Source organism: Acinetobacter defluvii (genome assembly GCF_001704615.3).
In the GTDB taxonomy this organism is placed as follows: Bacteria; Pseudomonadota; Gammaproteobacteria; order Pseudomonadales; family Moraxellaceae; genus Acinetobacter; species Acinetobacter defluvii.
The window spans coordinates 2,834,082-2,848,504 of the sequence record NZ_CP029397.2 but is presented as its reverse complement, the minus strand read 5'-3'; the positions used below and the strand labels follow the sequence as shown (position 1 = coordinate 2,848,504).

At 39.2% G+C, this 14,423-nt stretch carries 15 protein-coding genes; 11 read left to right on the top strand and 4 right to left on the bottom strand.

Annotation, left to right across the window (positions count from 1 at the left end; all coding sequences use genetic code 11):
• The first annotated feature begins 22 nt into the window (after positions 1-22).
• The 3 genes from DJ533_RS18980 to DJ533_RS16035 are packed head-to-tail and all read left to right on the top strand — an operon-like array spanning position 23 to position 1,066.
• Positions 23-175: a hypothetical protein gene (locus DJ533_RS18980; protein WP_228716491.1), complete on the top strand. Its 153-nt coding sequence runs from the start codon at positions 23-25 to the stop codon at positions 173-175.
• A gap of 42 nt (positions 176-217) precedes the next feature.
• Entirely contained in the window at positions 218-505 is a 288-nt protein-coding gene (locus DJ533_RS18975; protein WP_228716545.1) for a GNAT family N-acetyltransferase, read from the top strand.
• 12 nt (positions 506-517) lie between these two features.
• Positions 518-1,066 (top strand): NADAR family protein, encoded by a 549-nt coding sequence (locus DJ533_RS16035; protein WP_065993530.1) that lies wholly within the window; start codon positions 518-520, stop codon positions 1,064-1,066.
• Between the two features lie 42 nt (positions 1,067-1,108).
• Here the strand turns inward: DJ533_RS16035 and DJ533_RS16030 are convergent, their stop codons facing one another.
• A complete protein-coding gene (locus DJ533_RS16030; RefSeq protein ID WP_065993531.1) occupies positions 1,109-2,122 on the bottom strand; it encodes a hypothetical protein in 1,014 nt (337 codons plus the stop codon).
• A 171-nt stretch (positions 2,123-2,293) separates the two neighbouring features.
• On the opposite strand from DJ533_RS16030, the gene pheS reads away from it, so the two are divergent.
• The 3 genes from pheS to DJ533_RS16015 all read left to right on the top strand — a co-directional run bounded on the left by pheS (position 2,294) and on the right by DJ533_RS16015 (position 6,093).
• Entirely contained in the window at positions 2,294-3,274 is a 981-nt protein-coding gene (gene pheS, locus DJ533_RS16025; RefSeq protein WP_065993532.1) for a phenylalanine--tRNA ligase subunit alpha, read from the top strand.
• A gap of 144 nt (positions 3,275-3,418) precedes the next feature.
• Positions 3,419-5,800, top strand: coding sequence for a phenylalanine--tRNA ligase subunit beta (gene pheT, locus DJ533_RS16020; RefSeq protein ID WP_065993533.1), 2,382 nt, complete (start codon positions 3,419-3,421; stop codon positions 5,798-5,800).
• The gene (locus DJ533_RS16015) at positions 5,797-6,093 is read left to right on the top strand and encodes an integration host factor subunit alpha (RefSeq protein WP_004723042.1); all 297 of its coding nucleotides are present in this window, start codon (positions 5,797-5,799) and stop codon (positions 6,091-6,093) included. The genes pheT and DJ533_RS16015 overlap by 4 nt, the downstream gene beginning before the upstream one ends.
• A 278-nt stretch (positions 6,094-6,371) precedes the next feature.
• Here the strand turns inward: DJ533_RS16015 and DJ533_RS16010 are convergent, their stop codons facing one another.
• From DJ533_RS16010 to trxA, 3 genes are all read right to left on the bottom strand, one after another.
• Positions 6,372-6,653, bottom strand: coding sequence for a hypothetical protein (locus DJ533_RS16010; RefSeq protein ID WP_065993534.1), 282 nt, complete (start codon positions 6,651-6,653; stop codon positions 6,372-6,374).
• Positions 6,654-7,034: 381 nt separating this feature from the next.
• Positions 7,035-8,303, bottom strand: a complete 1,269-nt coding sequence (rho, locus tag DJ533_RS16005) for a transcription termination factor Rho (protein WP_065993535.1) — start codon at positions 8,301-8,303, stop codon at positions 7,035-7,037.
• A 331-nt stretch (positions 8,304-8,634) separates the two neighbouring features.
• Positions 8,635-8,961, bottom strand: a complete 327-nt coding sequence (trxA, locus tag DJ533_RS16000; RefSeq protein ID WP_065993536.1) for a thioredoxin — start codon at positions 8,959-8,961, stop codon at positions 8,635-8,637.
• A 276-nt stretch (positions 8,962-9,237) separates the two neighbouring features.
• Between trxA and ppx the strand changes: the two genes are divergently transcribed.
• From ppx to DJ533_RS15975, 5 genes are read left to right on the top strand one after another with little or no spacing between them, the layout of a single operon-like run.
• Entirely contained in the window at positions 9,238-10,758 is a 1,521-nt protein-coding gene (gene ppx / locus DJ533_RS15995; RefSeq protein ID WP_065993537.1) for an exopolyphosphatase, read from the top strand.
• A 51-nt stretch (positions 10,759-10,809) separates the two neighbouring features.
• On the top strand, positions 10,810-11,634 hold the full coding sequence (locus tag DJ533_RS15990) for an acetyl-CoA carboxylase carboxyltransferase subunit alpha (RefSeq protein ID WP_065993538.1): 825 nt from the start codon (positions 10,810-10,812) through the stop codon (positions 11,632-11,634).
• Entirely contained in the window at positions 11,571-12,920 is a 1,350-nt protein-coding gene (gene tilS, locus DJ533_RS15985) for a tRNA lysidine(34) synthetase TilS (protein WP_081406084.1), read from the top strand. Before DJ533_RS15990 ends, tilS begins: the two co-directional genes overlap by 64 nt.
• 26 nt (positions 12,921-12,946) lie before the next feature.
• Positions 12,947-13,777: a pyrroline-5-carboxylate reductase gene (gene proC / locus DJ533_RS15980; protein ID WP_065993539.1), complete on the top strand. Its 831-nt coding sequence runs from the start codon at positions 12,947-12,949 to the stop codon at positions 13,775-13,777.
• 38 nt (positions 13,778-13,815) lie between these two features.
• Positions 13,816-14,385 carry a YggT family protein gene (locus tag DJ533_RS15975; protein WP_065993540.1) on the top strand — a complete coding sequence of 190 codons (570 nt, stop codon included), beginning with the start codon at positions 13,816-13,818 and terminating at the stop codon, positions 14,383-14,385.
• Positions 14,386-14,423: the final 38 nt, after the last annotated feature.

Sequence of the window (14,423 nt, the reverse complement as noted above, 5' to 3'; positions counted from 1 at the left end):
TAGGTATTTTAGGAAGAAATAAATGATTCGACTAGCCACACCAGCTGATATTACACAAATTGCAGCAGTTCATGTGCAGAGTTGGCGTGAAACTTATCAAGGTCTAGCAAAATCTGAAATTTTGGCTACTTTAAATGTCGTGCAAAAAATACAGATTTGGACACAAGTGTTTTAGGATGACAATCATTGCCTTCTTGTTTATGAAAAAGATCAAAAGATTTTAGGCTTTTTAGATGGCTATTTACCAAAGCAAAAACGGACTGCTGAAATGCGAGCATCTTATTTATTAAAATCTATTCAAAAACAAGGAATAGGGCGAGAATTGTTTAAGCGATTTTATCAATGTATCGATGTCGAAAAATATGATGCCTTAACTTTGGAAGTCTTTGATCAAAATCCAAGTCGTTATTTTTATGAAAAACTAGGTGCGACACTGGTTCAAGTTGAAGATGCTGAAAACTATGGTGACGGTTTAAAAATCTGTCATTATCAATGGAAAATTTAACAAGAGAAGAATGTGTCTGATTTTCAATACCTCACTGATGTACAGGAAGACGTGAGAAAAGGTAAACACTTTAAATATTTATGTTTTTGGGGACATACACCGAAGCAAAAAAGTGTGGTTGATAAAAGCTGTTTTAGTCAGTGGTTTCCTGCCAAGTTTGAGCTAAATGGTATTGAATATGAAACGGCTGAACATTATATGATGGCGCAAAAAGCCAAACTATTTGCTGATGAAGATATTTTTCAGAAAATTATTCAGGTGAATCATCCTAATGAAGCTAAAGCTTTGGGACGGAAAGTGAAAAATTATCAGGAAAATGTTTGGCTTCAGCATCGTTTCGATATTGTTGTAAATGGAAATATTGCCAAGTTTTCACAACATCCTGAATTAAAGCAATTTTTATTAGATATACAAGAGCGTATTTTGGTTGAAGCATCACCTGTAGATAAAATTTGGGGCATTGGTTTAGCCGCAGATGATAAAAATGCCGAAGATCCATTGAAGTGGAAAGGTTTAAATCTTTTGGGTTTTGCACTGATGGAAGTAAGAAAGCAACTTTAATGTTGCTTTCTTAGTCAGTTAGATTTTATTTAAAATTAAAACTTATAAACCAAAATAATATGCTGCGATACAGATCAAAATCGTGATCACAATCAAGGTCATCACGCTTGATTTACCTACTTTAGACTCAGTGTTTTGACTAAAACGTTGCTGTTTATTTTCAGTGGTCATCGGTTCAAAAGGTGAGGATGCTTGTTTTGGGGTTAAATGTGCTGACTTGTAATGGTTGGCAACTTTAGTAATAAACTTGCTATATAAATCATCGAGTTTTTGTGAAAAATGACGCAAATTTATCTGTTCTTCTGGACTGATCTCTGGTTCTAAATCATTTGAAGAAGATCGCATTTTATTTTGAATAAAAGCAGACAACGCCTCTAAGCGGTGTAGCGTTTCATGTGCATACTCTGCTGGGTAAGCGCTTGGGAATAACGCAAGATGGTTGATATTCTCTTGAGAAGTTGCGGCGGTACTTACACCTAAATAAGGCTGTGTCATCGTACTTGGCGCAACAAAGCCTTGTGCATATTTGCTATTAAACAATTCATTGTCAGTATACACCTGAATATCATCCCAATTCGGTTGGGCAAGATCTTGCTCTATTTTTTTATGATATTTTGCAGTGAGTTCAAAACGCCAAAATGTTTCTTGACGAGTGCTGTTTTGCTGAGCTTCTGGAACAGCATAATCATTATCTGCTGTGTACCATTCGGCAAGCTCTTTGCCTAAAATCCAAGCCGTATGTTGTTGCTTGCTATGACTCACAATAAAATGTGGTGTCGCCAATAACTCGACATTGGCATTTGGGTTTTGTTCGTCATTTAAAAGACTTGAACTATGTAAACTTAAGCGATAAGCGCCTTGTTTTTTTAAGCCCTCTAGCCAGATTTGAAAGTGCTGTGCCAATAAATGTTGGCTAAGCAAATCCCGAAAATATAAACGATGTTGTTTAAAAATGGCATGATTGACCCATTGATTAAAACTTAAATCTTGGGACAAAAATTCGTTGCCATAGGTGACAAGTGTGAGTTGTTGTTTCCAAATTGGGTCGAGTGCCATGTGTTATTGATCTCAGTGACAGCATTTTTATGAAAGTCTGATTATCTTATACTTTTTATGATGGAAAATACTAATTTGATTTTCCTGTTTATGAGGCTTCATCCAGCTGCATAAAAACTGTTAGAATACACAGTTATATTAATTTCTAAATTTGTTGCTTTGAGAGTTACTATGTCACTGGAAGCCCTGACCACTGAAGCGCTCGCTGCGATTGCAGCAGCAGACGACCTTGCTACACTCGATCAAGTACGAGTGCAATTTACAGGGAAAAAAAGCCAGCTTGCGGAACAATCGAAGGCATTAGGTAAAATGGATCCTGAAGAACGTAAAGTTCAAGGCGCTGCCATTCATGCAGTTCGTGAAGCCATTAATGCTGCGTTGAATGAACGTCAAACGCAATTACAAAAAGCGGCATTAGAACAAAAACTGGCGATCGAAACGATTGATATTACCTTGCCGGGTCGTGGACAAACTGTGGGCAGTATTCACCCTGTTACACAGGTACAAGAACGTATTTGTCAATTTTTTACTAAAGCTGGATTTACTGTGGCAACAGGTCCAGAAGTGGAAGATGACTATCATAACTTTGAAGCATTGAATATTCCTGGGCATCATCCTGCACGTGCGATGCACGATACTTTTTATTTTGATGCGACGCATTTATTGCGTACGCATACTTCAGGTGTGCAGATCCGTACCATGGAAACGCAACAACCACCGATTCGTATTGTTTGCCCGGGACGTGTTTATCGTTGTGACTCAGACCAAACCCATTCACCGATGTTCCATCAAATCGAAGGTTTATACGTTGCTGAAAATACCAGTTTTGCAGAATTGAAAGGGTTGTTGGTGAATCTGCTGAACGAATTTTTTGAAAAAGATTTAAAAGTGCGTTTCCGTCCATCTTATTTTCCATTCACAGAGCCAAGTGCGGAAGTAGACATTATGGATGAGCGTGGCAAATGGTTAGAGGTTTTAGGTTGCGGTATGGTGCATCCAAATGTACTACACGCTGCGGGCATTGACCCTGAAAAATATAAAGGCTTTGCGTTTGGTCTAGGGGTAGAGCGTTTTGCGATGTTACGCTATGGCATCAATGACTTGCGTATGTTCTACCAAAATGATGTGCGTTTCTTACGCCAATTTGCTTAAACAAGATTTTTTATGAATCCTCTCCTAGCCTCTCCTTTATAAAAGGAGAGGGACTTCTCGGAGCAATTGCTTGAGGTGTTCTCCCCCTTTTTAAAGGGGGAGTTAGAGGGGGATTAGAAATTTAGAAATAATAGGTTTTTTGAAATGAAAATTAGCGAAAATTGGTTACGCACGTGGGTAAATCCTGCGATTGATAGCGAAACTTTATCTGACCAGCTAACCATGTTAGGTCTGGAAATTGATGACTTAACGCCTGCTGCAAAACCATTTACAGGTGTAGTGGTTGGGGAAGTTTTAACCGTTGTACAGCATCCTGATGCAGACCGTTTACGGGTAACAACGGTGAATATTGGTTCAGGTGAGCCATTGCAGATTGTCTGCGGTGCGCCAAATGTCCGTGAAGGAATGAAAGCGCCTGTTGCAACGATTGGTGCAGTATTACCTGGGGATTTTAAAATTAAAAAAGGTAAACTTCGTGGTGTGGAATCACAAGGTATGCTGTGTGGGGCTTCTGAAATTGATCTTGAAGATAAAGTTGATGGTCTGTTAGAGCTTCCTGATAATGCGCCAGTCGGTGTAAATATTCGTGAATATCTAAATCTTGATGACAACGTGATTGATATCAGTATCACGCCAAACCGTGGTGACTGTTTCAGTATTCGTGGTATTGCCCGTGAAGTGGGTGTTATTAACCAATTGCCTGTAACTGCACCTGAAATTAAAGAGGTTGCAGCAACAATTGCAGATCAAAAGCAAGTTGTGATTACGACTGAAGGTTGTCCACGATATTTAGGTCGTGTGATTAAAAATGTCAACACTAAAGCACCGACTCCTGCATGGATGGAGCAAGCTTTAGCACGCTCAGGTATTCGTCAGCACAGTATTTTAGTCGACATTACCAACTATGTGTTGATGGAGCTTGGTCAGCCTTTACATGCTTTTGATGGTGGCAAAGTACAAGGTTCTGTGCATGTGCGTCAGGCAACTGCTCAAGAAAAATTGGTTTTACTCAATGAGCAAGAAGTTGAACTGTCTGAAAATGTGATGGTGATTGCAGATGATGCCAAAGCATTGGCAATCGCAGGTATCATGGGTGGTTTATCTTCATCTGTGACAGATGAAACCACTGAAATATTCCTGGAATCTGCATTCTTTGCACCACTTGCAATTGCAGGTCGTGCCCGTAGTTTCGGTTTACATACCGATGCATCACAACGTTATGAACGTGGTGTTGATTTTGAATTGCCAATGCTTGCCATGCACCGTGCATCACAATTGATTCAACAGCTTGCTGGTGGTGAGTTTGGTCCAATCACAGTAGCTGAAAAAGCTGAATTATTGCCAAAACGTGATGCGATTGAGCTGAATCAGGCGCAAGTCGATCAGTTGTTGGGTTATACAGTTGAATCTGATTTTATCACGGACGCATTACAACGTTTAGGTTGTGAAGTTACGGTTAAAGCACAAGGTGAATGGTCTGTAGTACCACCTTCACATCGCTATGATATGGCGATTTACCAAGACCTGATTGAAGAAGTTGCCCGTATTCACGGCTATGATAATATTCAAATCAGTTTGCCTGTCATTGATGTGAAATTAGCAAAACATCAAGACCAATATGAATTGCCGCAATTACGCCAAACTTTAGTGACTTTAGGTTATCAAGAAGCGATTAGTTTTAGCTTTGCCGATTTAAAACTTGAAAAGCAACTGAATTCACAGGTGAATCCATTGGCATTAGCAAACCCAATTTCAAGTGATTTGGCTGTGATGCGTTCAACTTTGCTTTCAAGTTTGATCCCATGCGTACAGTACAATCTTAATCGTCAACAAAGTCGTGTACGTTTCTTTGAGCTGGGTTTACGTTTTGATTATCAAAATGCGCAAGGCATTGATGATCTTAAACAGATTCCTACCTTGGCAATGATTGCAACAGGGGCGAAACAAGCTGAATCATGGCATGCCAAACCACAGGCAATGGATTTCTTTGACTTTAAAGGTGAAGTGGAAGAGTTATTGGCTGCGGGTCGTGTACAGGTTGAATATGTACGTTCTGAACGTGAATGGTTGCATCCTGGTCAGTCTGCTGAGATTTTGGTGGATGGGAAGTCAATTGGTTACTTAGGTCGTTTGCATCCTTCATTAGAAAATGAACTTGATTTAGCAATAACTTGGGTCGCTGAATTTGATCAATTGGCTGTTTTGCAAACTTATGTATCTAATTTTACAGAATTATCACGATTTCCATCGGTCAGACGTGATATTGCACTGGTAATTAATGATAAGATTAATGTTAGTGAAATTCAGCAACTTATACAACAAACAGGTGGCGAACTGTTAGATGCAACTTGGTTGTTTGATGTGTACACTGGACAAGGCGTTGAACAAGGTAAGCGCTCATTGGCATTTGCATTGTTATGGCAACATCCTACACGTACACTTGAAGATGCTGAAATTAAATCTGGTATGGATAATATTATTCAAGTGTTAGAAAACACTTATCAAGCGACATTGAGGGCCTCATGACAGCATTAACAAAAGCAGAAATGGCTGATCATTTAAGTGAGCTTACGAGTTTGAACCGTCGTGAAGCAAAGCAAATGGTCGAGTTGTTTTTTGATGAAATTAGCCAGGCATTAATTGCGGGTGAACAAGTCAAACTTTCAGGATTTGGTAACTTTGAATTGCGTGATAAACGCCAACGTCCAGGTCGTAATCCGAAAACTGGGGAAGAGATTCCAATTTCTGCGCGTCGTGTAGTGACTTTCCGTGCAGGGCAAAAGTTTAGACAGCGTGTAGGTACAGAACAAGAAGATTAATTTTCTTCATACTGACTTTATATTGGAAACCCTGAGTGAAAACTTGGGGTTTTTTATGATTTAAAATTAGGTAAATAGAATAAGTAATTATTGTTGGGTAGATGAGTTGAGGGAGAGAGTGAGTTTAAGCGCAAAGCAGTATTATTGGGATTGAATAAGTTTTTATTTTTGAAATTGAAAAGAATAATGATAGGTACAAAACTTTTAGATATAAATTTTGAGCATAAAAAAGAGAACCAATAAGGTTCTCTTTTTCTGATAATAATCTAAATTGATTATTATTGAGCAGCAGATGCAGCAGCAGTAGCGTCAGCAGCAGCAGCAGTAGCGTCAGAAGCAGCAGCAGTAGCGTCAGCAGCAGCATCTACAGCAGCAGAAGCAGCAGCAGTGTCAGTAGCAGCAGCAGCGTCAGCAGCAGCAGTAGCTTCAGAAGCAGCTTCTACAGCTTCAGAAGCTGCAGCGTTAGCGTCAGCAGCAGCTTCTTCAGTTTTTTTAGCACAACCAACGAAAGCTAAAGTAGTAGCAACTGCAGCAGCAATAGCGATTTTTTTGAATAACATGGCATCACTCTCATAAAATAAATTGAGACAAAAAACCCAAGTTAGCCTGTTTTTTGCTTTGTGCATAGCAGTCTAACTGGTATGCGAATATGCTATCACTGCGGATTTAGAATTGCTACTGCCTCAAATTAAAAAAATGTGAAAAAAGGGTATAAAATGACGTTTTTTTAACAGATATTTACAATTAATATTTCATTTTATATTGGATAATTGCAAGCTAACTGATTAAAAAACATAAAATTTATTTATCAAAAATATTATTATTCAAGGGCTTGTAATATAGGTTAACAGTCAGAAGTTATCTGTGTAATTTTATGTAAACAAAGTCAACCAAATAAAAAGGCTATCGTTATAGATAGCCTTCTTAAAATAAATAAAACTTTAGTTAGTTGCTTTACGCTTCATTTGGTCAAAGAAATCATCATTGGTTTTGGTTTCTTTCATACGATCTAGTAAGAACTCCATTGCCGCTAACTCATCTTGTGTATGTAGAAGTTTACGTAAAATCCAAACTTTACGCAGATTTTCTTCGCTCATTAAGCGTTCTTCACGGCGTGTCCCCGATTTTTTGATATTCATCGCAGGGAAGACACGTTTTTCTGCAATACGGCGATCAAGTGTAATCTCTTGGTTACCTGTACCTTTGAATTCTTCGTAGATGACTTCATCCATTTTACTGCCTGTTTCAATCAATGCAGTAGAAATGATAGTGAGTGAGCCACCTTCTTCAATATTACGTGCTGCACCAAAGAAGCGTTTTGGACGTTCAAGTGCATGTGCATCCACACCACCAGTTAAGACTTTTCCTGATGACGGAATCACAGTGTTATAGGCACGTGCTAGACGAGTAATCGAATCGAGCAAGATCACCACATCTTTTTTATGTTCAACCAGACGTTTTGCTTTTTCGATCACCATTTCAGCCACTTGGACGTGGCGTGCAGGTGATTCATCAAAGGTTGAAGCAACCACTTCACCACGCACAGTACGTTCCATTTCAGTTACTTCTTCAGGACGTTCGTCAATTAGGAGAACGATTAGGAAGCATTCAGGATTATTACGAACAATCGACTGTGCGATGTTTTGTAATAACATGGTCTTACCTGCTTTCGGTGGTGCAACAATGATTGAACGTTGACCTTTACCAATTGGTGCGATTAAGTCGACAACACGTGCGGTTAGATCTTCTGTTGAACCATTACCTAATTCCATAACCAATTGTTCAGTTGGGAATAAAGGTGTTAAGTTTTCAAATAAAATTTTATTACGTGAATTTTCAGGTGTGTCATAGTTAATTTGATTTACTTTTAATAAAGCAAAATAACGTTCACCTTCTTTAGGTGGGCGAATCGTACCAGTAATGGTATCCCCAGTTCTTAAATTGAAACGGCGAATTTGCGATGGGCTCACATAGATATCATCTGGTCCTGCTAAGTAAGAGCCAGCAGCCGAACGTAGGAAGCCAAACCCATCAGACAAAATTTCTAGAACACCATCACCAAAAATTTCTTCGCCATTCATTGCATGACGTTTTAAGATGGCAAAAATAATGTCTTGTTTGCGGTTACGAGCCATTCCTTCAAGGCCCATAAACTCAGCAATCTTAATGAGTTCGCCAATCGGTTTTTTCTTGAGTTCAGTTAAGTTCATAGATGTCAGATTGATGTAAGGATGTGTTGTGGTACACAGAGATAAAAGAAAGAAGCAAAAATCGCCCGCAGTACAATAGGTGAGTGGAATTGTATTTGCACAATAACAAAACTCAGAATCTAATTAGTTCTTTCGAGGAGAAATGTGTAAAACAATTTCTGTTGCCGAGTGGCGATCTTATGTGTTGTGTTTTAAGAAACTGGAATGACGCCCCAAAATTTCTTATGCATGGAATATAAGTGAGAACTTTAAAATTGTCAATCAATAGAAGAAAAATACGCCATATTTTTATGGCGTATTTTTGAGGAATAACCGACTGTTAAACTCTGAATTAGATATTTTCGTCGATGAATGCAGTCAATTTAGACTTAGGCACTGCACCGATTTGTTGTGCAACCACTTCGCCGTCTTTAAACATTAATAATGCAGGAATGTTACGGATGTTGTAGTTTACTGCAGTGGCTTCACATGCAGTTACGTCCACTTTAACAATTTTCACTTTACCAGCGTATTCTTCAGATAAAACTTCGAGTACAGGTGCAATGGCTTTACATGGTGCACACCAACCCGCCCAAAAGTCTACAAGTACAGGAGTTTCAGATTTTAAAACGTCTGCTTCAAAGTTGGCATCGGTAGTATTTACGATATTGCCTGACATGGATATTGCTCCAAAATATTTTAAAGATGTCATCTATGTCTATAAGTATTACATAGACATCTTATACAAAGTAGGGGAATAGGTAAATTTTCGATCTTAATTGTTAATTTGTCTAATTGATGCTCGCGATAACTGTAATCGGAAGGTTGAAATTGTCACACAACTGTCACAAATGTAGAAAAAATAATGTCTCAGTGAATTGTCATCATAAATGGCTTTTCAATTGTTTGTATGTGAATTAATCTAGGCACACTTCTGAATGAGTTTGTATGAATAATGTCTGATTTTTTAATTGATGAAGAATTACTTGCTGCCATTGATATGGGGTCAAACAGTTTTCACTTGGCGATTGCACGTGTCGATCATGGTGAAGTAAAAAAAGTAGCATCAATGTCAGAGAAAGTTCAGCTTGCGGCTGGGCTAGATGAAAATAAAAATTTAACCGAAGCCGCTCAACAGCGTGGCTTGGCGTGTTTGGCACGCTTTGTCGGACGTTTAAGCTCAGTTCAGCCTAATCGCTTGCGGATTGTTGCAACCAATGCTTTGCGCCAAGCGAAGAATGGTCAAGAATTTATTCAAAAAGCCGCAGAAATTTTACCCAAACCGATTGAAATCATCGCAGGTCGTGAAGAAGCACGTTTAATTTACCTTGGTGTTTCCCATACCATGGCAAATAGTGGGCGTCGTTTGGTGATTGATATTGGCGGTGGGTCAACTGAATTGATTATTGGTGAAGAGTTTGAACCGATCCATACTGAATCTTTGCAAATGGGGTGTGTGGCATTTACTAAAGCCTATTTTCCAAACGGTGAGATTAACCAAAAAGATTTTGATAAAGCAGTTGTTGCTGCACGTAAAGAACTCACTTCGATTGCCAACACTTATAAAGCTGAAGGTTGGGATACGGTAGTGGGTTCTAGTGGTACGATTAAAGCCTGTCGTCAAATTACGGTAAATATGGGCTGGAGTGATGATCAGGAAAATTTAACTCGTGAAGGTTTAGAAAAACTCAAAGATAAGATGCTGAAATATAAACATGTTTCAGACATGGAGTTTGAGGGCTTAAAGGAAGATCGTCGGGCGGTATTACCTGCTGGGTTAGCCATTTTATATGCAGTTTTTGAAATTTTAAATATCGATAAATTAGTCTATTCTGATGGTGCTTTGCGTGAAGGAGTAATGTACGATTTACTTGGACGTTTTCAACATGAAGATATCCGTGATCGCAGTGTTCAAGCCATGATCGGTCGTTATAGTGCAGATTTAAAGCAAGCACAACGTGTAGTCGATACAGCACAGCATTTATTTGATAGTGTGGCGACAGCACTGAATTTAAATAATGATGACAGTGACTTATTACGCCGTGCTGCGTATTTACATGAAATTGGTTTAGCCATTAGTCATAGCGGTTATCATAAACACAGTGCTTATTTATTACAGCATTCAGATATTCCTGGTTTTTCACAAATTGATCAAAATCATTTGTCACATTTGGTCGCTCATCATCGCCGAAAATTGCGTACAGATAGCAAAATTGATGTGATGAGAGTGGGCGGCTACAAGCTTATTTACTTATGTTTATTGCTGCGTCTTGCCGTTTTGCTGAATCACAGCCGTAGCGATGAGATGCTTCCTGCCATTGAATTAACGGTTAAGAATGAGCAACAATGGCAACTCAGCGTTTCTGGTGATGCCAAACAATGGCCATTGCTCGTTGCCGATTTGCATGATGAGCTACTGCAATTTAAGCATTGGGACATTGAATTGAATATTCAGTCGGAACAGTTTATCGATTAACACAAATTTCTCGGTGTAGGTCATCGGCGAATTAGGGATAATACTCGACTTATGAAAAATAAAGCTGCTCAATCTAAAGCTTGGAAAACGGTTCAAATTGCACGTCATCCAGAGCGTCCGCAATTTTTGGATTATGTAGGCGAAATTTTTACAGAATTTGATGCGTTACATGGCGATCGTGTGTTCGGTGACGATGGTGCTATGGTGGGTGGCTTAGCCCGTTTTAATGGTCAGCCTGTGATGATTGTAGGTCAACATCGTGGGCGTAGTACGCGTGAAAAGTTACAACATAATTTTGGGATGAGTAATCCTGAGGGTTATCGTAAATCACAGCGTTTGCTTGATATGGCGGAGCGTTTTAATCTACCTGTGTTTACTTTTATTGATACGATGGGAGCATATCCAGGCGTAGGTGCCGAAGAACGCGGTCAAGCAGAAGCGATTGCGACCAGCCTTGCGCAGCTTTCAAGTTTAAAAGTGCCTGTCATTGCAACAGTTTTAGGTGAGGGTGGTTCTGGTGGTGCATTAGGGATTGGTGTCGCTGACCGTGTGATTATGCTTTCACATAGTATTTATTCAGTGATTTCACCTGAAGGTTGCGCTTCGATTTTATGGAAAACGGCTGAAAAAGCTGAACAAGCCAGTGAAGCTTTAGCATTAACCGCAGATAAATTACAAAAACTCGGGATTGTAGAGTATGTGGTTGATGAAGGTGAAGGTGCACATTTACATCCATTCAAAGTGATGGAAGCTTTGAAAGATGTGTTAAAACAGGCGCTTGATGAATTACAACCGATGGATGCGCAGGAGCGATGCGAAGCACGTTACCAACGTTTGATGAAGTTTGGCAGCGACAATTTAGGGCTCGCTTCTTAAAACAATCTCAGCAATTTCAAAACAATACTCAATTTCTCATTGGATGCAGTGGCGGCATGGATTCCATGCTGTTGTTGTATCTTATGGCTATGCTTTGTCCCCAGCAGGTACGTGCCATTTATGTGAATCATCAACTTCAAGAAGTCAGTAATGATTGGGCAGATTTTGTTGCTGCACAATGTCAGTTTTTAAATATCCCTTATATTATTGAAAATGTTCAGGTTGCGAAAGGTAATCTCGAAAACCAAGCTCGAGAAGCACGTTATCAAGCTTATTTAACACATTTAAAAGATAATGAAATCTTAGTATTGGCACATCATCAGCAAGATCAAGCTGAAACACTGATGTTACGACTTCTGTCTGGTGCTGGCGTATCTGGTTTAGCCGCCATGAAAAGCTTGGATGTGCGTGAGCAGATGACTGTTTGGCGACCGCTTTTAGCGCTGAGCCGTGAGCAGATTTGCCAATGGGTAACTCAGAGTAATATCAATTATGTTGATGATCCCACCAATCTCGACACGTATTATGATCGGGCATGGTGTAGACAGGAACTTTGGTATATTTTGCAAAGTCGCTATCCAAAAATGCAGCAGGCTTTGGCGCGTACCAGTGAGTTGATGCAAGATGCAGACGAAATTTTGGCTGAGGTTTCACAGCAAGACTTAAGAGTTTGTGGAAATGCTGAATATTTAGATCTAGCAACCTTTCAAACATTATCACAAGCACGACAACGCCAACTTTTATCGGTTTGGATGAAAGGTGAAAGTAGTTATCGTCCTCCTTTTGAGATGGTACAACGTGTGCAAGATGAAGTGATTGCATCAAAAAATGATGCACAAGCTGCTTTGCATTTTAATCAATTTTATTATGTACGATTTCAAAATACTTTATATCGTTTGGCGGCTGCCACTTACCAAGCAAGTAAACAGGTGCCGCAGCAAAATATTAAACAAGTTTGTTGTGATCTCGGGCAAGATTTGACTTTGGCATCAGGTCAATTTCATATTCAAATAGAAAAAATCGGCTTATCTCCGACATTACTGAACAAAAAACTGACTTTGCAATATCGTGTAGGTGGCGAAAAAATTCATTTTTATGGGCGAGTGGGCGCATGGCCTTTAAAAAAAGCCATTCAAAACCAGCAAATTTTTCCGTGGTTGCGTCATACAATTCAAATATTGAGCATAGATAATGTTATGCTTGGTGTTTTTACACCGAAAGGTTTTTGGTTAGCACAATCAGACTATGTTGAAGTCGATGGTTGGCAGCCAAATTTAATGTCTTAGCGAGCAAAATCAAACGAGCGTAATTCATGAATGCAGCTTTAAATTGTAATATTACTTTCATTGGTGGTGGAAATATGGCACAAGCCCTCATCGGTGGCTTGATTACCCGTGGACTGCCTGCAACACGGATCACAGTGTCTGACCCAGTGGAAAAAATACGTGAATTATTACAAGAAAAAGACGTTCATGTAACAGATAATAATCGTGCTGCAATTGAAAATGCTGATGTTGTAGTTTTGGCAGTCAAACCTCAAGTTTTGGCAGGTTTGCTTAAACCGCTAAAAGGTTTATTTGAAAATAAATTGATTATTTCCATTGTTGCTGGGGCTGAAATTACCACCATTTCTGAGTTGACTGGTACTGATCGTATTGTACGTGTCATGCCAAATACGCCTGCGTTGGTACAAACAGGTGCACATGGTTTATTTGCAACTGAGAATGTGGCTGCCGTAGACCGTGAGTTGGCGAGTCAAGTTTTAGCTGCAACAGGTCTGACTATTTGGGTTAACTCAGAAGCACAAATCGATGCGGTGACTGCGGTTTCAGGTTCTGGTCCTGCTTACTTCTTCTATATGATGGAAAGTATGATCCGTGCAGGCAAAAATATGGGTTTGGATGAAAAAGTTGCAACAGCTTTAACTCTTCAAACCGCTTTGGGCGCTGCACAAATGGCAATTACCAGTTCAAATACACCTGCTGAATTACGCAAAAATGTGACTTCTCCAAATGGCACAACACAAGCGGCATTAGAAGTTTTTGATCGTGCACAAATTTCACAAAATATTCAAACTGCTTTGGCTGCAGCACAAAAGCGTAGTCAAGAGTTGGCACAAGAATTAAGTGATAGCACAAAATAACTCATTTAATTATTGATTTTATTTAGGAATATTCCGATATGGGTGCAAATTCTGCGCAGATTTTTGGCATTATTATTAACGTCGCAATTTTGCTTGTATTCTTTCGCTTTTTAATGCAGTTGGCAATGGTGAGTCCATATAATCCAGTGGTATTGTCTACAGTCAAAGCGACCAAAATTGTGGATGTTTTTAGTCGCATCTTCCCAACCGTTGCCAAAGGACGAGTGAATACGGCTGCATTGGCATTATTGATTATTCTGTATTTGTTGAAAATTTTTGGAATCATGTATTTACAAGGTGCTATGCCAAATAGCCCTGTACATCTTTTGATTTTGACTTTTGTCACGATGATTCAGGATTTGATTCGCTTCTGTCGTTATTTAATTTTTGCAACGATTATTTTGAGTTGGGTGGTGATGTTTACGCAGTCACGTTCCCCTTATATTGAGGTCATTCAAGAGCTTGCAGAGCCTTTACTTGCACCATTTCGTCGTATTATGCCAAATATGGGAATGATTGATCTTTCCCCGATTTTGGCGTTCCTTGCATTGTATATCGCTGAAATTTTAATGAATGAAGTTGCAAAGGTGTTATTAACAGGTTTGTAATTCAATGATTTAAATAAAAAAGGACTCGTAAGAGTCCT

Bases quoted from the DNA above. Each gene is read 5' to 3' on its own strand.
- DJ533_RS18980 (WP_228716491.1), top strand. From the start codon at position 23: ATGATTCGACTAGCCACACCAGCTGATATTACACAAATTGCAGCAGTT.
- DJ533_RS16030 (WP_065993531.1), bottom strand. From the start codon at position 2,122: ATGGCACTCGACCCAATTTGGAAACAACAACTCACACTTGTCACCTAT.
- pheS (WP_065993532.1), top strand. From the start codon at position 2,294: ATGTCACTGGAAGCCCTGACCACTGAAGCGCTCGCTGCGATTGCAGCA.
- pheT (WP_065993533.1), top strand. From the start codon at position 3,419: ATGAAAATTAGCGAAAATTGGTTACGCACGTGGGTAAATCCTGCGATT.
- DJ533_RS16015 (WP_004723042.1), top strand. From the start codon at position 5,797: ATGACAGCATTAACAAAAGCAGAAATGGCTGATCATTTAAGTGAGCTT.
- DJ533_RS16010 (WP_065993534.1), bottom strand. From the start codon at position 6,653: ATGTTATTCAAAAAAATCGCTATTGCTGCTGCAGTTGCTACTACTTTA.
- rho (WP_065993535.1), bottom strand. From the start codon at position 8,303: ATGAACTTAACTGAACTCAAGAAAAAACCGATTGGCGAACTCATTAAG.
- trxA (WP_065993536.1), bottom strand. From the start codon at position 8,961: ATGTCAGGCAATATCGTAAATACTACCGATGCCAACTTTGAAGCAGAC.
- ppx (WP_065993537.1), top strand. From the start codon at position 9,238: ATGTCTGATTTTTTAATTGATGAAGAATTACTTGCTGCCATTGATATG.
- DJ533_RS15990 (WP_065993538.1), top strand. From the start codon at position 10,810: ATGAAAAATAAAGCTGCTCAATCTAAAGCTTGGAAAACGGTTCAAATT.
- tilS (WP_081406084.1), top strand. From the start codon at position 11,571: ATGCGAAGCACGTTACCAACGTTTGATGAAGTTTGGCAGCGACAATTT.
- proC (WP_065993539.1), top strand. From the start codon at position 12,947: ATGAATGCAGCTTTAAATTGTAATATTACTTTCATTGGTGGTGGAAAT.
- DJ533_RS15975 (WP_065993540.1), top strand. From the start codon at position 13,816: ATGGGTGCAAATTCTGCGCAGATTTTTGGCATTATTATTAACGTCGCA.